The organism is Staphylococcus sp. HMSC062A01 (assembly GCF_001836805.1).
Lineage (GTDB): Bacteria > Bacillota > Bacilli > Staphylococcales > Staphylococcaceae > Staphylococcus > Staphylococcus haemolyticus.
The window spans coordinates 75,315-93,937 of record NZ_KV830599.1; the positions used below are offsets into that span (position 1 = coordinate 75,315).

13 protein-coding genes are annotated in these 18,623 nt (G+C 31.9%); 4 read left to right on the forward strand and 9 right to left on the reverse strand.

Annotated elements, in window-relative coordinates; translation table 11 throughout:
* Positions 1–442: 442 nt before the first annotated feature.
* A complete protein-coding gene (locus tag HMPREF2715_RS00530; protein WP_011276244.1) occupies positions 443–751 on the reverse strand; it encodes a metal-sulfur cluster assembly factor in 309 nt (102 codons plus the stop codon).
* 200 nt (positions 752–951) lie between these two features.
* Here HMPREF2715_RS00530 and HMPREF2715_RS00535 point away from each other — a divergent pair, with 200 nt between their 5' ends.
* Both HMPREF2715_RS00535 and HMPREF2715_RS00540 read left to right on the forward strand, forming a co-directional pair.
* Positions 952–1,776 carry a Cof-type HAD-IIB family hydrolase gene (locus tag HMPREF2715_RS00535; protein WP_016931172.1) on the forward strand — a complete coding sequence of 275 codons (825 nt, stop codon included), beginning with the start codon at positions 952–954 and terminating at the stop codon, positions 1,774–1,776.
* Between the two features lie 81 nt (positions 1,777–1,857).
* Positions 1,858–3,180 (forward strand): CoA-disulfide reductase, encoded by a 1,323-nt coding sequence (locus HMPREF2715_RS00540; protein WP_070581488.1) that lies wholly within the window; start codon positions 1,858–1,860, stop codon positions 3,178–3,180.
* A 73-nt stretch (positions 3,181–3,253) separates the two neighbouring features.
* Here HMPREF2715_RS00540 and HMPREF2715_RS00545 read toward each other — a convergent pair whose 3' ends face one another.
* From HMPREF2715_RS00545 to HMPREF2715_RS00580, 8 genes are all read right to left on the reverse strand, one after another.
* Positions 3,254–3,655, reverse strand: a complete 402-nt coding sequence (locus HMPREF2715_RS00545; RefSeq protein ID WP_037538693.1) for a YisL family protein — start codon at positions 3,653–3,655, stop codon at positions 3,254–3,256.
* A gap of 368 nt (positions 3,656–4,023) precedes the next feature.
* The gene (locus HMPREF2715_RS00550) at positions 4,024–4,926 is read right to left on the reverse strand and encodes a fumarylacetoacetate hydrolase family protein (RefSeq protein WP_070581489.1); all 903 of its coding nucleotides are present in this window, start codon (positions 4,924–4,926) and stop codon (positions 4,024–4,026) included.
* Between the two features lie 125 nt (positions 4,927–5,051).
* A complete protein-coding gene (gene addA / locus HMPREF2715_RS00555) occupies positions 5,052–8,729 on the reverse strand; it encodes a helicase-exonuclease AddAB subunit AddA (RefSeq protein WP_070581490.1) in 3,678 nt (1,225 codons plus the stop codon).
* The gene (gene addB, locus HMPREF2715_RS00560) at positions 8,722–12,210 is read right to left on the reverse strand and encodes a helicase-exonuclease AddAB subunit AddB (RefSeq protein WP_070581491.1); all 3,489 of its coding nucleotides are present in this window, start codon (positions 12,208–12,210) and stop codon (positions 8,722–8,724) included. Before addB ends, addA begins: the two co-directional genes overlap by 8 nt.
* Before the next feature lie 162 nt (positions 12,211–12,372).
* Positions 12,373–12,945 carry a signal peptidase I gene (lepB, locus tag HMPREF2715_RS00565; RefSeq protein WP_070581492.1) on the reverse strand — a complete coding sequence of 191 codons (573 nt, stop codon included), beginning with the start codon at positions 12,943–12,945 and terminating at the stop codon, positions 12,373–12,375.
* 14 nt (positions 12,946–12,959) lie between these two features.
* Entirely contained in the window at positions 12,960–13,484 is a 525-nt protein-coding gene (lepB, locus tag HMPREF2715_RS00570) for a signal peptidase I (protein WP_070581493.1), read from the reverse strand.
* Positions 13,485–13,488: 4 nt separating this feature from the next.
* A complete protein-coding gene (locus tag HMPREF2715_RS00575; RefSeq protein WP_070581494.1) occupies positions 13,489–14,061 on the reverse strand; it encodes a TVP38/TMEM64 family protein in 573 nt (190 codons plus the stop codon).
* A 229-nt stretch (positions 14,062–14,290) separates the two neighbouring features.
* Entirely contained in the window at positions 14,291–15,622 is a 1,332-nt protein-coding gene (locus tag HMPREF2715_RS00580; protein WP_037549027.1) for a glucose-6-phosphate isomerase, read from the reverse strand.
* A gap of 332 nt (positions 15,623–15,954) precedes the next feature.
* Between HMPREF2715_RS00580 and HMPREF2715_RS00585 the strand changes: the two genes are divergently transcribed.
* Together HMPREF2715_RS00585 and argH are read left to right on the forward strand one after the other, a co-directional pair.
* A complete protein-coding gene (locus HMPREF2715_RS00585; protein WP_070581495.1) occupies positions 15,955–17,157 on the forward strand; it encodes an argininosuccinate synthase in 1,203 nt (400 codons plus the stop codon).
* Positions 17,150–18,532 (forward strand): argininosuccinate lyase, encoded by a 1,383-nt coding sequence (argH, locus tag HMPREF2715_RS00590; protein WP_070581496.1) that lies wholly within the window; start codon positions 17,150–17,152, stop codon positions 18,530–18,532. The genes HMPREF2715_RS00585 and argH overlap by 8 nt, the downstream gene beginning before the upstream one ends.
* Positions 18,533–18,623: the final 91 nt, after the last annotated feature.

Genomic DNA, 18,623 nt, shown 5'->3' on the forward strand with positions numbered 1-18,623 from the left:
CACATTCTTTCCCTATTAAATAATAAATTTTAATAAATTCATTAATTACTAAAGCACTGAAAATCAGGATAAAACGAAAGCCGATGATCAACAACATGAAAAAATATGATTTAAGTTAATATACTTTTATATTTTAATGTATATGATTGAATCGAGTTTTATACTTAGATGTCTAAGCTTGAAATATAATAATATTTTATATAATTTGACCCATTTATTATTATTTTTCATAAATGCAAGTACAATTTAAATTATTTTATATTGTAATTCTTATGTATTGTAGTATAACGCTTAAACAAATTCAATTTATATTACAATTATGTCATTTATTAACTTAACTTTGTCACTAAAAGCATTGAAAATGAACATTTAAATTGTTTCTATTATAAATAAAAAAACAATAGTACATCCTAATCGTGTACTATTGTTCAAAAGCGATTAATTAGCCAACGCCTAATGCAATTTTAGCGTATCTTGACATCATATCTTTGTTCCAAGGTGGATTCCAAACAATATTAACTTCTGTGTCTTGTATTTCTGGAATCTCAGCTAATACTGTTTTAATTTGTTCGATAATTTGTGGCCCAAGTGGGCAACCCATTGATGTTAAAGTCATTTCAACTGTACACAAACCATCATCATCAACATTCACTTTATATACTAAACCTAAATTAACGATATCAATACCTAATTCAGGGTCAATAACCATTTCAAGTGCACCTAGGATACTGTCTTTTAATGCCTCTTCCATTAGTATCACCTCTCATTATTTATCTTTACACTAATATATCAAATATCCGACAAAACGCCAATAAAATGCTATGATACAACTAAGCGAATAAAGACGTTATAATAACATTATAAAGTTGATTTATGTATCAATTTTAAAAACATTTAATATGAAATGTTAATGTATTTTATTCTATAGATATGTAGCTTAAGGAGAAATATATGAAACCTTATTTAATTTGTTTAGACTTAGATGGGACATTATTAAATGATAATAAAGAAATTAGCGACTATACTAAGCAAGTACTTACAACATTAAAAAAGCAAGGTCATCGCATTATGATTGCGACTGGAAGACCATACCGTGCAAGCCAAATTTATTATCATGAATTAAACATGGACACACCTATTGTAAACTTCAATGGGGCTTATGTTCATCATCCTAAATCAGATGATTTTAAAACGACACACGAGGTACTAGATGTGGACCTCGCTAGAAACATGATCGAAACACTTCAAAAAGCAAAAGTTACAAATATTATTGCTGAGGTTCGCGATCACGTGTTTATTAATAATCATGATCCTAGATTATTTGAGGGTTTTTCAATGGGTAATCCTAAAATTGAAACAGGTAATTTATTAGAAGAATTAGATGAAGCACCAACGTCGTTATTAGTAGAAGCAGAAGAGATTTACATACCTAGAATCAAGCAAATGTTGACGCGTTTCTATGCAGAGAATATTGAGCACAGACGTTGGGGAGCGCCTTTCCCAGTAATCGAAATCGTTAAACGCGGGATTAGTAAAGCGCGTGGTATTGATCAAGTCAAAGACTATTTAGGAATTGAACCTTCACATATTATAGCCTTCGGAGACGAGGATAATGATATTGAAATGATTAAATATGCTAAATATGGTATCGCAATGGACAATGGTCTAGATGAATTAAAACATATTGCAAACCATATTACTTATTCAAATAATGATGATGGTATCGGCCGTTATTTAAATGATTTCTTTAAATTAAATATACCTTATAAAGGTTAAACAACAATTCTTAAAGTTAGATAAATGTATACTTTTATAATGTCTCACTTTTTTAATATATTTTTTCTGGGGGAATGTATCATGCGTAAAATAATTGTAGTCGGTGCTGTCGCCGGTGGTGCAACCTGTGCTAGCCAAATACGACGTTTAGATAAAGACAGTGAAATTACTATTTTTGAAAAAGACCGCGACATGAGTTTCGCAAATTGTGGATTACCCTACTTTATAGGTAACATTGTTAATGAACGTAAAGATGTTTTACCAATTACGCCAGACGTCTTTAAAGAAAAGAAAGATATTACAGTTAAAACGTATCATGAAGTAATTGCTATTAATGACAAAGATCAAACAGTGACGGTAGTAAATCGTCAAACGAATGAAAAATTTGAAGCGAGTTATGACGAATTAATATTGAGTCCTGGTGCAGGTGCTAATTCTTTAGGCTTTGATAGTGATTACATATTCACTTTACGCAATATGGAGGATACTGATGCCATCGATCGATTTATAGATCAACATCAGGCTAAGAAAGCATTAGTAGTAGGAGCAGGTTATATTTCATTAGAAGTCTTGGAGAATTTATATGCTAGAGGATTAGATGTTACTCTAATTCACCGCTCTGATAAAATTAACAAGTTGATGGACCAAGATATGAATCAAGTTATCTTTGACGAGCTAGATTCGCGACACATACCTTATCGATTAAATGAGGAAATTGTAAGTGTTAATGATCATATGGTTACTTTTAAATCAGGCATTCAAGAAGATTACGATATAATTATTGAAGGCGTTGGTACACATCCAAATTCGAAATTTATCGAGTCATCTAACGTAGAATTAGATGATAAAGGCTTCGTTAAAGTTAACGATAAGTTTGAAACAAACATCCCAAATATTTATGCTTTGGGTGATGTGATTACCTCTTCGTACCGTCATGTAAATCTACCCGCACAAGTTCCATTAGCTTGGGGAGCACATCGTGGCGCAAGCGTCATTGCAGAACAACTAGCTGGTAATAAAAATATCATTTTCAAAGGTTTTTTAGGTACCAATATCGTTAAATTTTTCGATTATACATTAGCAAGCGTCGGCATCAAAGTCGAAGAATTAACGCATTTTGATTATCAAATGGTTGAATTAAATTCTGGCACTCATGCTGGTTATTACCCTGGAAATACTAATGTCCACTTACGCGTTTACTTTGACACAAATAATCGTCGTCTTTTACGTGCTGCCGCAGTAGGTAAAACAGGTGTTGATAAGCGTATTGACGTATTATCAATGGCAATGATGAGCGAATTAACCATTGATGAATTAACTGAATTTGAAGTGGCATACGCACCACCTTACAGTCATCCAAAAGATTTAGTTAATATGATTGGTTACAAAGCTAGAGATTTATAAAAAATAGCCCTTAAATGATTACAGCAAATTCAATCATTTAAGGGCTATCCCTATATCATTAATAATTTAAATTTTAACTAATTCCAAAAAGGCTACTAATTGGACCCCATGGTAGGATAATACCTAACGCCATAGTAATAATTATTAAAATAATTGTTGCCCAGAATAAACCATGACTTGCTTCGTGTTTCTTGCGTTTGGCAATAGATACTTCCATTAGTGCAACTACCGCTATACCACAAAGCATCTTCAATGTTAACAACATATGGTTGCCCCCACCACCATGGCTAGCAGCCATGAATTCTTGAATTAACAACCAGAACCCTGAGAATAAAGTGAGTAACATAAAGACTCTTAATGCCATTTGTAAAGGTTTAAACATAGGTGTAGGACCTTGTGATTTTGAAATATGTAAAAATGCAATTACATATAAAATAATTGTCAACGCCCAACTTGCAATATGCATATGTAACAAGACCGAATTCCCCCAATACTATTTATTACCTTTTTACTTACCTATCATATCACATAAACACTTGAACGTATTGTTAAACGCTATATGAGATGGATATGAAACTAAAATAATGGTTTAGTAGAATTTCCATGTGAAATTCTCTCTGCTGGGGCCCCTGAATTAAAACGCTTGTATCAAGTGCGTTTTTATTTCTGACAACTTCTGGCAATATATAATTAGAGCCCGGGAGATTGATTTATGTCCCAGGCTCACCTGCATTAACTGATTACAATTAAGAAATACTTATAATATAAGATGTCTCAATTCAATCATTTATTATGAACTAATTATGATAGACAATCCTTATAACATTTTTGAAATATTAATTATTATTTAGCAATATAAGTAGTTAATGTACCAATATTATCAATAGTAACTTTGACTTCATCACCTGGTTGTAAGAATTGAGGCGGTTGTAAACCTGCACCTACACCAGCTGGTGTGCCAGTAGCAATGATATCTCCTGGATGTAATGCTACATATTTAGAAATTTCTTCAATTAAATCATCAATTTTATTAATCATTTGACTTGTATTACCATCTTGACGAATATCATTATTAACTTTAGTTACGATATTAACATTTTCAGGTGTTGGTAACTCATCCTTAGTTACAATATAAGGTCCCATTGGGCAACCACCTGTCAAACTTTTAGATAGAAATGCCTGATCTTGTTCATTTTGCGCCTTACGATCAGTAATATCATTAATAATTGTATATCCGTAGATGTAGTCTAATGCTAATGCTTTCGGAATTTTTTCTCCAGATTTACCGATTACGATACCTAATTCACCTTCGTAATCTAATTGATCAGTGATATCTTTATGATTTGGAATTGTTGATTCATCACCAGTTAATGATGATGCTGCTTTAGTAAATACGTATAATCGTTGTACCTCATGATTTAATTCACTTGCGTGATCTTGGTAATTACGACCAAATGCAATAACATTATTTGGTGGTGTAACTGGTGGTAAGAATTCAATGTCATTAAAAGCAATTTTGAATTCATCTGCTTTACCACTATCTTCAGCCGCTACAACTGCTTTACGTACTTGTTCTTGGAAATCTAATGTTTGGTTTTGTTGTAATCCCTCTAATAATGTTTGAGGGTGGAAGTCATCTTCTCCAAATTCCGCAAATACCTTTTTAAGATCCCAAACTGCGTCTTCACGCTTAACTTTTACGCCGTAAGATTCAGCGTCTTTATAATTGAATGATAGAAATTTCATTCAGTATCAACTCCTCATCTATATCTTAATACATATTATAACTTTAATCTTTGCTAAACCACAAATATATATGTCTGAAATTTTTGAAATTTAATACACACTTCATTCATTGGATTAAAAATCTATTAAACATCTTCTTCAATACTCATTTGACCAAATTGGAAGAAATAAAGGTAACCGTATACTTTAGAATTTAAAATCGTTTCTAATGTATTTTTATAATATTTCATTTGAATTTTGTACTTATCACGAAGTTGTATACCTACCTCTTCGTCTGTCATACCTCTACGCTTATTAAATGCATCTGTTTTATAATCTACAAAGTAATATTGACCGTCCTTTAAAAATATTAAATCAATCATACCTTGAATAATTGACACATCTTCATCTAATTCAGGCATTTCGTCTACACGCGCTTGATTTACGACAAATGGTAACTCTCTATAAACTTTGTCAGCTTTTGTAATAGTCATATACAAGTCACTTCTAATAAAATTCATAACTGCTTCAAATTGAATATCTTTTTTTGCATCTTCTTCAATAATATGCTTTTCAATTAATTCATTAATATAGTCATTCAATTCTGTTTCAGTCATACGAGTTTCTTTAAATGGTAGATGTTGCATAACTGTATGCATTAAAGTACCAATTTCATTTGCTTTACGTTTTTTATTTTCACGTAAAAACTTAGGTCTCTCATAAGTTGATACACCTATACGGTATTGTCTTACCCTTTCGTAACTTGTACCACTTTCTTCTGTTTCTAATTGACGCTTTAATTCTGAAACAGACTGTTTAGATGGTTTCTCCGTATTTTTTAAAAAAGGATATTTAAATGATAATTGATCATTAATTTGTTGCTTTAATGTATCATCATGCGAGCCTTCTACTTCTAAATCTGAAACATCGCGACTTTCTTGTTCTGATTCACTGTCCTCAATCGAAAGTTCTTCAAATTGTGCAATTTTAATATCTACAGTAGGACGCAGACTCTCATCTAAATTATCAATGGATTTCTCAAACTGATACTCTGGTAATAAAGATGTAGATTGGTATTTAGCCAAAATACTATATATTAAATCAAAAGGTCGATCTGCTGATAACCGTTTATGCAATGCAATTTGATTACCTGAAATTGGCAATCGCTCAAGTTTTTCTAATGTTTCTTCCTTATCAATAGTACCAATAAGAATGAGTTGCTCTTTCGCTCGCGTTAAAGCTACATACATTAATCGCATTTCTTCAGAAACAAGTTCTTTTTCAGTAATTGATTTAATGACAACTGACGATAATGACGGATAGGTTACATTTCGCTCTAAATCAAAATAATCAATACCTAGACCATATTTTTGATTTAAGATGAGTGGTTTACGTAAGTCGCCTTTATTAAAATTCTTTGAAAGTCCCGAATAAATAACATATGGGAACTCTAGACCTTTACTACTGTGAACTGTCATCATACGTACCACATTATCATTAGGACCTATAACATTCTCTTCACCAAAGTCTTTGTTGCGTTCTATTAGTTCGTCAATAAATCTAATAAATTGATACAGCCCTCTAAAACTTGAATTTTCAAATTCTACTGCTTTATTAAACAATCCATATAGATTTGCGCGTCTACCTTTACCACCAATAAGACCACTAAAATATTGAATAACGTAATGATCATTATAGAACTTATCAATTAATTGATACACAGGATGAGATTGACTATATTCTTGATACATGTTTATATCATCCATAAAATGTTCTAATTTCTCAACTAACGTTGGGTTCGCTTCTTGATCTTTCATATAATGCAATATGGATTGATAGAAATAATCATCGTTCATACTTTGAACTCGAATGGTTGCTAATTCATCTTCCGTAAATTGGTATATAACCGATCTCATCAATCCTACTAAATATATATCTTGTAAAGGATTATCAACGGTTCTTAAAAATGATAAGACGAGACGTACTTCAGTTTGTTCAAAGTACCCTTCCTTACTATTTACATGGAACGGAATATTATAGTCTTTAAATACTTGTTGTAAATTGCGCGCATTTTTCAACCCTCTTTCAAGTATGACGATATCTTTGAAAGTAGCTTGTCTATAAGTTTCTGACTTCATATCATAAACTTGTTTATGTTCAATAATATATTTAACTTGCTCAGCAATATAGCGAGCTTCTTGTTCTGACTTTTCTAAATCATTATCGCTACTTTTATCTTGAATTAATGCATGTAGTTCGAGAGGCATAGATTTATCAGAATATTTAGTAGCACCAAAATAAAGTCTCGCATCAGCATCGTACTCAATTTCACCTACTTCTTCATCCATCATATGGTCAAATAAGTAATTTGTTGTGGCGAGTACTTCATTACGTGAACGGAAATTCTTAGATAAATCGATACGTAACCCTGATTGATTGCCATCTTTTGTGAAACGATGATATTTATCCATAAATAGCGTTGGATCAGCTTGTCTAAATTTATAGATAGATTGTTTAACGTCCCCTACCATGAATAAATTTCCATTAGATTCGTCACCACGTTTAATTTTAGATATGATTGCTTCTTGTACTTGGTTAGTATCTTGGTATTCATCTACTAAAATCTCTTCAAATTGTGATCGATATTCTTTCGCAATTGACGAAGCATTGCCCTCTTGGTCAGTTAATATTTGTAGAGCGAAGTGTTCATAATCAGAAAAATCCAGTACATTGCGACTACGTTTTTTTTCAGCAAAGTCATTAATAATATCCTTAACGATTTGTACAAGGTATTGAATTCTAGGAGCCAAACGTTTCATATCTACTTTTAAATCTTCATAAGAACGCATTAGATACTTATTTTTTACTTCCGATAATAGTTTTTTATAATCATCATAAAAATCTTTAGCGTTTGTTAAAAACTGAGAACTTATACCTTCATCTTCATTCGTATCTTTTAATTTTTTAGTTATTGTAGGCAATTTTTCAGAGGTATAATTGATGATTTCTTCAAAATTTATCACATTACCCTCAATCATTTTTTCGCATTTATATTTTTCTAGTTTGATAACATCTAAATGCTTTTCCGCTTCTATACAATTCAGAAAGTTATTTTCCGCTTCTAACAAAGTATGATATGCAGCTTTGATATAAATTTTCGATAATCTTTCTAATTCGTCTAGATATAATTTATGTTTATTATCGTCCGTGTAAATTTCAACTAAAGAATCCAACCACTCGAACGGTGAAGGATTGGCTATACTGAAATTATAGAAACGTTTTAACAAATCTCTAAAATTATCATCATTGCGATCACTTGATAATTGTTCTACTAAAGTAAGAAATTCAATATCCGGTGTATCATAATGTTTTTCTAAAACTTCATCAATAGACTGTTCAAGTAACAGCACATTCTCTACATCACTAATTGTGCGGAAATTAGGATCCAAATCAATGACATCATAATGCTGTTGAATAATCTTTAAACAGAAGCTATGTAATGTCGAAATTTGTGCTTGATGAATTTTAATGCGTTGATTCTTTAAATGTTCATTTCTAGGATCTTCTATTGACGCTTGTTGAATGCGCTGATCAACACGATGCTTCATTTCTCTCGCACTTAAATTAGTAAATGTAACAACGAGTAACTTATCAACATCTATTTCATCTCTAATAATTTTTTGAATAATTCTTTCTACTAATACAGCAGTTTTACCAGACCCTGCTGCTGCTGCTACTAATACATCTTGACCATTAGCGTATATACTCTTCCACTGTGCATCTGTCCATTGAGCATCTTTAGGTTTGATGGGGATGTTATTCATTATGATCACCGCTTTCTAACTCGACATCTTGTATTGCTTTGATAGGATCTATAGTTTCATCTACATGGCGATAATGTTTACTATCAATAATAGTATCCACATGGCACACTGATTTAAAATTACAAAATTGGCATGGTAATTGGTCATCGAATTTAAGTGGTGCAACTTCGGTATGACCTTCCATAATATTTGTAGCAGTCTTTATAAAGTTATCTTTATTATGTTTGATAAATTTATAAATTGTTGTTTCATCAGCAACACTGCTCCCCCTACTTCCAATACTTCCATCTTTCTTCAGGCTAACTGGAACAATGTCGGATTTACCAATTTCTTCTAAACGAATATCCAATGCGTCTACTACATCCATATCGCTATTAACTAAGCCACGTAATTTATATTCTTTTAAAAATGCTTGTTCAAGTTTGTCCTGTGTTAAAGCATCATCTTCCAATTCTCCCCAATCTTTAAAACTGAGACGTTCATCATGTACATGGAAATACAATAGGCCACCTGGTTTAATTTCGTTAGATAATCCCAGACGTTGGGCATTTTGCAAAGCAATATCCATATAAGTCATCATTTGCATTTGTTTACCATAATAAACCTTCTTTAAATCTAATTTCGCACTGGGATTAGATGACTTATAATCAATAATATTAATGTAGCTCTTATCATCTTTAGTGTAAGCATCTATACGATCAATTTGTCCTCGTATATTAACTGGAATGCCTTGTTTTGTAATTAATGGTTGCGCAATAAGTTCTTCATTGTTGTTCGGTTTCTTTCTAAACCCTGCTTCGAAACGTTGTGGTTTGAACTTTGTATTTTTATTTTGATAGCGTAATGCTTTCAAAGTACTTTCGACAATGACACCAATTCGTTTTGACACATACCGATAGTATGCATTTGAATCCATGAGATTGAATTGGACTTGAGGTAAAACATTCTCTAAAGCTTCAACAGTTAAAGCATGTATCTTCTTATTATCAAGATTTTTAAAGTCTCCATCTACCTTATCCGAAATATACTTCAATGCTGTATGGAAAATATTTCCTAAATCAAAATTTTCAAGCTTATATTTCGTTCGCTCATTTAACCTTAAACCATGATTAACATAATGTTTAAACGGACAATCATTATACCCTTCAAATCTAGATACACTTGCGTTAATTGTTGAACCATATAAAGATGCAGCCAATGGTTCATCTAATTTCACTGTTTCGTTGTCATATGTCAACGCAGTTAATAGGTACTCTAAACCATTATTCAATTTGTCATTATCACGCATGACTTGATAAGCATCAACCCATACATCAGCAACCATCTCTGCCTCTAGCCAAGATTTTAAAGATTCGAATAAGACGACTTTAGTTTGATGTGGATGCTCCATTAACGATAAAGGTTGTGCATTATGTTGATAATGAATATTCGTTACATCTAATCCATTGAACAACCCTTGTATTTGGTCAATAAATGGACTTTTTTCTTTATCCTCACCTTGTGCACCCATTAAACTATATGAAAATGTAACTTGTTCACTGCCTCGTGTCATTGCAATATAACAAACAAACGCTTCATCCATTTGTAAGATATCTGATGTAGGACTTAATTCAACTTGTGCTTGTTGTTCAAACACTTTCTTTTCTTCATCAGTTATAAGACTAGAAGAAGAAACCGGTTGCGGCATAGCACCATCGTTCATTCCAACCATATAAATATGCTTTTTATTGTCTACTTTCGCTAAGTCCATTGTCCCTATACTCACTTGATCGAGGGTTTGAGGAATCATTACAAATTCTAATTGTTCTAAACCAATATCAAATACCTCTAAAAAGCGTTTAAGAGTCATTTCTTCATTATCAAATACAGTGACTAAATCATCTAAAATTTGAATAAGACCATTCCAAATTTGATCTATTTCTTCAGCTTCTTCATGACGACCATCGACGTCTAATTGGTCACGGTGAGTCATTAAATATTTAGGTAAATCAAATGCCTCCATTGTCTCATAGAAAGCTGTCGCAAAACCTCTCACATTTTCTGCTTCGTTCATTGCTTTTTCAAAAGTTAATATTTTATCAATAATATCATTCTTTAAATGAACTACTTGCTCGAAATCTTCTCGTTCTTCAGTAGTTAATTTATGTTCTTTACGTCCCATTTTCGTAAAGTTATCAATACTAAACAGTTTTTCATCAAGCCAACGTTTGCCATAAACACCACGTTCAACGACAAAGTTTTCTAATAAATCAATTAAATATGCACTATCCTTAAAGTGATTAGATAGAATATTGGTTTTAATTAAACGCATCATAGGACTAATATTCCAGTTTGTTTGAATAACTTCCAAAAGTGAGCGTACCATTTCCATGATCGGATGATGTGTCATTGATCTTTTAGTGTCGATATTAAATGGAATATCATACTGTGGAAGAACAGAGTCAAATAAATATGCATAAGAGTCATCACGATACAAGATAGCAATGTCTTGATATCTATATTGTTTATCACGTGTATCTTTAATAATTTGGCGAGCTACTTCATTAACTTCTTCACGTATACTTGAGGATTCTAAAATATTAATATTACCATCGTAAGCGATAGGATTAATTTGCAATGCGTCAAATTGTTGTTCCAGTTGTATTAAATCTTTATTGTTAAAACGATATTGTTGTTTAAAGAATTGTTGTTGTAATTCTATGTTTAAATCATTGGCAATTTCCTTTAGATGCGTTAATACCTCTGATGGTTTTCTAAATAAACTAAATGGATCTTCATTACCATCAGTTGTTAAAAGAACAGTAACTTTTTTGGCGCTTTGAACGAGTGCTTTAATAATTTGATACTCCAATGTAGAGAAGTTGTGGAATCCATCTATGTATACCTCTGCTCTTTTAATCCATTCTGATTGACTTAAAATATTAATAAAATGATTTAAACTATCCTCTGAAGTAATAAATTCGCCATTTATGCGTTCCTCAAAATACTGATAAATAAGCGATATATCTTCTAATTTATGTCTAGTTCTCGTCTTCAAGTCATTATCTTGCAAAAATGTATGTAAATGTTCTGGCGTAACAGAATATTTCTTAAAATCTTGAATTTGTTCACTTAACTTCTCACTAAAACCATAATAATTTACTTGTGATTGATATAGTTTTAATTCCGATTGATGTTGTTGAACTAAATCATAAATCATCATCTCGGTAGCCGCTTGCGTTAGTCGTTCTTCAGTTAATCCTCCAACCTCTTGAAAAACTCTATAACTTAAGCGTTCAAAGTGAAGCACTTCAGTTCTTAGACTTCCATTCAATTCTTTATCATTAACAAATGCTTGTTCTAATTGAAAAGTACTCTGTGTTGGTGCTATTAAAACAATTGGATCACCTAGAGGATCCTCTTTCATTTGTTGCTTAATATTATCAATCATATGATGAGATTTGCCTGTCCCTGCCCTGCCAATGTATGCGTTCAACTCCATTATTTCCACACTCCTTTGATCTTATTTTAACATAGAACATACGTTCTTAAAAATGTTTTGTTAGATCGAAATTTTGAACAAAAAAAGACTGGCGGAACCTCTATGAACATTCCATTACCAGTCTTGCTATGTTAAAAATTAATTCATTAATACTAATTTTTCTTATTTTTCATTATCTGGATTAAAGTTAAACTTGAATTCACTAAACGGCCAAAATCTAAATGATACTTTACCAACAACTTGATCTTTATCAATTAAACCAAACGCCCTACTATCCTTACTGACTTCTCTGTTATCACCTAAAACTAAGTATTTACCTCTTGGTATGATATTTGATTTAGGATTTGCATTTAGTAAATCTTTAGTTTCAAATGAACCCGTAATATATTCACCTTGTTTACGTTTTTCATTGTAATCAAGATAAGGTTCATTTATCTTTTTGCCATTAACATATAATTTATCATTTTTATAAATAACGTTATCGCCAGGTACACCAATGACACGTTTAACATAATCGTCTTGTTGATTCGCATGAAATACGATTACATTACCTTTTTTTATGTCTCCAACTTTATATCCTAGAATGTTAACCATGACGTGTTCACCATCTTTTAGTGTCGGATCCATTGAATCGCCTTTTATAGTATATGATTTAGCTACGAAGTTGACCATTACCCATACAAGTAATAAACCTACCGCTATGGCAACAATCCATTCAACTATTTCTTTCTTCAATTTTAACACCTCATCTACTTATTAAACTGATAGGTAAATTCTTTAAATGGATAATACTTTAAACTAACATCTCCTACAATATGGTCCTTATCTATTAATCCATATGTTCTTGAATCACGTTGTTTATCACCATTATCATTTAAAATAAAATATGAATTTGGCGGAATAATATCACCATCAGAATCATGTAAATCTCTTATTGCAAAATTATTAATATCTCTATTTTTAGCATAAAATTTATTAACTTGTCTATCATCTCTATACAATTTACCGTTTCTAACTTCAATTGATTCACCAGGCTTGCCGACCAATCTACCAAAGTGTAATTGATTTTTATGTCGATACATGATAATATCTCCGTCTTTCAACATGTTAAAGGTAACTTTAATTTTATTAATAATGACACGGTCACCTTTATTCAAAGTTGGTGACATATCATCAGTTTGAACTACAGCACCTTTAACTAAGAACATTTGTATAAACATGACAAACAGACAAGCAAATAGGAATGCTACAATCCAACTTGTCACTCTACGCACCTTGTCACTCCTTGTCCGAACCCATGAAATAGCCCTCGACTTTCTTACCAATAAACCATAACGCTATAGTAACTATTAATACCATTATTGCTCTAACAGGATGTGTGAAAAATGAGCTTACACTTTTTCCCATAATCGCCAAAAATGTAATAGAAATTAACTTAGATATAAGTAAAATTATAAAATAATATTTGCCTCTAATATGAGAGAAACTTGCCACAAAATTAACTAGTGTATTGGGTGTAAACGGAAAACACATTAATATAAATATTGGTACTAAGCCCTGTCTATCTATAAAATGAATTAGGCGTTCAACCGATCGTCTTGATTTAATCCGTTTCATAAAGTTAGCATTAACAAATTTTCTACAGAAAAAGAACACTGTATAAGTACCTGCTACAACACCTAACCAACTAATGATTGTACCTGCTATAAAGCCGTACGCATGAACACATAAAATAACATACAATGTTAAAGGAAGTACTGGCACAATGGCTCTAAAAAATAAAATAATAAATCCAGCTAGATAACCAAAACTTTGTAATAAATCAAACCATTGTTCAATTTGATGAAACATAGTTACATCAAATCCTTCCTATTGGATTAACAGTTATTATTTCATAGAAATATTGTACACTGTTTCATTTATAAATCTACCTATATAACAATAAATCAGTCACAGGTAGTAGTTAGAACTTATTCCTTAGCTTTAATATAAAGGTATATAATAGAAAAGTCGATACGGAATTTGATCCATATCGACTTTGTAAGACATATTTAATTGACGCTATTGAATGACTAGAGAATTATAAACGCTCTTCTAATTCTTTCTTCTTATCTTCAAATCCAGGTTTACCTAATAATGCAAACATGTTTTGTTTATAGGCTTCCACTCCAGGTTGGTTAAATGGATTAACGCCTAATTGATATCCACTCATTGCACACGCTAATTCAAAGAAGTATACAACATAACCAAATGTTTCTTCGTCTAAGCGTGGAATATTCACAACAACATTAGGAACGCCACCATCAGTGTGAGCTAATAGTGTACCTTCAAATGCTTTAGTATTAACTTCATCAATTGTTTTACCTGCTAAGTAATTTAATCCATCTAAATCATCACTATCTTCTTCAATTGTAATATCGTGTTTAGGGTTGTTTACTTTTACAACTGTTTCAAATAAGAAACGACGTCCTTCTTGGACATATTGACCTAATGAATGTAAGTCAGTTGTATAGTTTGCACTAGATGGATATATACCTTTAAAGTCTTTACCTTCAGACTCACCATATAATTGTTTCCACCACTCATTGAAATATTGCATTGACGGTTCATAATTAATCAACATTTCAGTAGTGTAGCCTTTGCTATATAAAATATTACGGATTGTCGCATATTGATAAGCAATATTTTCATCTAATTTATCTGATGATAATTCTTTACGCGCTTTGTTTGCACCAATCATGATTGATTCAATATTTATGCCAGCTGTTGCAATCGGTAATAGACCCACAGCAGTTAATACAGAATAACGACCACCAACATCATCTGGTACTACAAACGTTTCATAACCTTCATTATCTGCTAATTGTTTTAATGCGCCTTTTGCTTTATCTGTAGTAGCAAAGATACGTTTTTTAGCTTCTGCTTTTCCATACTTATCTTCAACTAATTGTTTAAATAGTCTAAATGCTACTGCTGGTTCTGTAGTTGTACCAGATTTAGAAATAACATTTACTGAAAAATCTTTATCTGATAAGTAGTCTACTAATTCTTTAGTGTACGTTGATGATAAATGATTACCCACGAATACAATTTCAGGGTATTCCTTTGAATTGCGGAATGATGAAGTTAACATTTCAATAGCAGCACGTGCACCTAAATATGAGCCTCCAATACCAATTACTACTAATACGTCTGAATTAGATTTTATACGTTTTGATGCTTCCACAATTCTTGAAAATTCTTTCTTATCATAGTCTTCCGGAAGATTCACCCAACCTAAGAAATCACTACCTGCACCAGTACCTTCGTGAATCGTTTTATGAATTGTTTTAACGATATCTTGTTGTTGATCAATTTCATGTTGACCAAAGAATTCCAATGCTTTTCCATAATCTAATTGAATATGAGTCATTTTATAAAAGCCTCCTGTATATCTTTGTTGATTTAATTTTACTAACTTTAAGCCTGCTATTCAATTGACATGACTGACTATTCGAATATTTTCAAATTAATTCAACAATTTTAAGACATTTTTAATAATTTTAAAATGAATAATTTCTAAATAAAATAATACTTATATTTCTATATCAATATGTAACATATCCTTTAATACAATTGAGATGTTGATAAAAAAGACATTTTCAAATTTTTGTATATTTATGTAAAAAAATGGTTTTATTTTCATTTGATATCTGTTAGTATAAATTTATATCAATTTTCAGAAAAATTATGAGGTGAATTTTAATGAAAGAGAAAATCGTATTAGCATATTCAGGTGGATTAGATACAAGTGTAGCCGTTAAATGGCTTATAGATAAAGGCTATGATGTCGTAGTTGTATGTTTAGATGTTGGTGAAGGTAAAGATTTAGATGTTGTATATTCTAAAGCACTAGATATGGGTGCAGTTGAGTGTCATATTATTGATGCTACTAAAGAATTTAGTGATGACTTTGTAAGTTATGCAATCAAAGGTAACTTAATGTATGAAAATAGTTATCCACTCGTTTCAGCTTTATCTCGTCCACTTATCGCTAAGAAATTAGTTGAGATTGCTGAACAAACTAATTCTGTCGGTATCGCGCATGGTTGTACTGGTAAAGGTAATGACCAAGTTCGTTTCGAAGTTGCTATTAAAGCATTAAACCCTAACCTAAAAGCATTTGCGCCAGTAAGAGAATGGGGTTGGAGTCGTGAAGAAGAAATTGATTATGCCATTAAACACAATATCCCCGTTGGCATCAATCACGATTCTCCTTATTCAATTGATCAAAACTTATGGGGTAGAGCAAATGAGTGTGGTATTTTAGAAGATCCGTATGCTGCCCCTCCAAAAGACGCTTATGATTTGACTGCAGAGTTAGAAGATACACCAGATACACCTGATGAAATTATCCTTTCATTTAAAAACGGTGTTCCAGTTCAATTAAATCATCAAGATTATGACTTAGATCAATTAATATTAACTTTGAATGAACTAGCTGGAAAACACGGAATTGGACGTATCGACCATGTAGAAAATCGTCTAGTTGGTATTAAATCTCGTGAAATATATGAAACTCCTGGTGCAGAAGTAATATTAAAAGCACATAAAGCACTTGAAACATTAACGTTAACTAAAGATGTAGCTCATTTCAAACCAGTGATTGAAAAACAATTTGCTGAACAAACTTATAATGGTTTATGGTTCTCACCATTAACTGATAGCTTAAAATTATTCATTGATAGCACGCAACAATATGTTGAAGGTGATGTTAGAATTAAATTATTTAAAGGTAATGCCATTGTTAATGGAAGAAAATCTCCATACACGCTATATGATGAAAAATTAGCAACATACACTAAAGAAGATGCATTCAATCAATCAGCAGCAGTAGGTTTCATCGATATTTATGGTTTACCTACTCAAGTAAATGCATATCTTCATGGAGGTTATAGTAATGAGTAGTAAAGCATGGGGTGGCCGTTTTCAACAACAGCCGGAAGATTGGGTAGATGAATTTAATGCTTCCATAGATTTCGACCAAACATTGTTGGATGAAGATGTCCAAGGTAGTATTGCACATGCTACCATGTTAGCTAATCAAAATATCATTTCACAAGATGATAAAGACGCAATCATTAATGGCTTAAAAGAGATTCAACAAGACTTTCATAATGGGAAGCTTGCGTTTAAAAAATCGCTTGAAGATATTCATTTAAACATTGAACATGAACTCATTCAACGTGTCGGTGACGCTGGAGGTAAGTTGCATACGGGTCGTAGTAGAAATGACCAAGTGGCTACTGACTTGCATTTATACGTAAAAAAAGAAGTACTTGAAATTCAAGACCTTATTCGTTCATTCCAAACATCCATTCTTAAACTAGCTCAATCACATGTGGATACAATCATGCCAGGATATACACACTTACAACGTGCTCAACCGATTTCTTTTGCACACCATGTTATGACATATTTCTGGATGCTAGAAAGAGACTATTCACGTTTCATTGATAGTATGAAACGTATTGATATTTCACCATTGGGTGCAGCTGCATTAAGTGGTACAACACACCCTATCGATAGACACGAAACGCAACAATTATTAGAATTTAGTTCAGTTTATGAGAATAGTTTAGATGCAGTGAGTGATCGTGATTACATTATTGAAACTTTGCATAATATTTCATTAACTATGATTCATTTATCACGTTTTGCTGAAGAAATTATTTTTTGGTCTACGGATGAAGCGAAATTCATTACCCTATCTGATGCTTTCTCTACAGGTTCATCTATTATGCCTCAGAAGAAGAATCCAGATATGGCAGAACTTATTCGTGGTAAAGTAGGACGTGCTACAGGACATTTAATGAGCATGCTTGTAACATTAAAAGGGTTGCCACTTGCATATAATAAAGACTTACAAGAAGATAAAGAAGGTTTATTTGATTCAGTACGTACTATAAAAGGTTCACTACGAATTTTTGAAGGTATGTTAGATACAATGACTGTTAATACAGACCGTTTAAACGAAACTGTGCATCAAGACTTTTCAAATGCAACGGAATTAGCTGATTATTTAGTAGCTAAAGATGTACCATTTAGAAAGGCACACGAAATTGTTGGTAAAATTGTCTTTGAGTGCATTCAACAAGGTATCTATTTATTAGATGTACCTCTTGAACATTACAAAGAATTAAATTCAAATATTGATCAAGATGTTTATGATTATCTTAAACCGGAAAACTGTCTTAGCCGAAGAAAAAGTTATGGTTCAACAGGCCAAGACGCAGTACGTCATCAACTTAAAGTTGCTGAAAAATTATTAAATAACGATTAATTTTAGAGGTTGGGTATGGGCTAACGAATTCTGAATGAATTCTATCCATTCCCAACCCTTTTGTTAAATATATTGAGTTAACATTAAGTAT

Excerpts from the sequence above, each read along its gene's own strand:
- HMPREF2715_RS00530 (WP_011276244.1), bottom strand. The coding sequence starts at position 751 with ATGGAAGAGGCATTAAAAGACAGTATCCTAGGTGCACTTGAAATGGTT.
- HMPREF2715_RS00535 (WP_016931172.1), top strand. The coding sequence starts at position 952 with ATGAAACCTTATTTAATTTGTTTAGACTTAGATGGGACATTATTAAAT.
- HMPREF2715_RS00540 (WP_070581488.1), top strand. The coding sequence starts at position 1,858 with ATGCGTAAAATAATTGTAGTCGGTGCTGTCGCCGGTGGTGCAACCTGT.
- HMPREF2715_RS00550 (WP_070581489.1), bottom strand. The coding sequence starts at position 4,926 with ATGAAATTTCTATCATTCAATTATAAAGACGCTGAATCTTACGGCGTA.
- addA (WP_070581490.1), bottom strand. The coding sequence starts at position 8,729 with ATGAATAACATCCCCATCAAACCTAAAGATGCTCAATGGACAGATGCA.
- addB (WP_070581491.1), bottom strand. The coding sequence starts at position 12,210 with ATGGAGTTGAACGCATACATTGGCAGGGCAGGGACAGGCAAATCTCAT.
- HMPREF2715_RS00575 (WP_070581494.1), bottom strand. The coding sequence starts at position 14,061 with ATGTTTCATCAAATTGAACAATGGTTTGATTTATTACAAAGTTTTGGT.
- HMPREF2715_RS00580 (WP_037549027.1), bottom strand. The coding sequence starts at position 15,622 with ATGACTCATATTCAATTAGATTATGGAAAAGCATTGGAATTCTTTGGT.
- HMPREF2715_RS00585 (WP_070581495.1), top strand. The coding sequence starts at position 15,955 with ATGAAAGAGAAAATCGTATTAGCATATTCAGGTGGATTAGATACAAGT.
- argH (WP_070581496.1), top strand. The coding sequence starts at position 17,150 with ATGAGTAGTAAAGCATGGGGTGGCCGTTTTCAACAACAGCCGGAAGAT.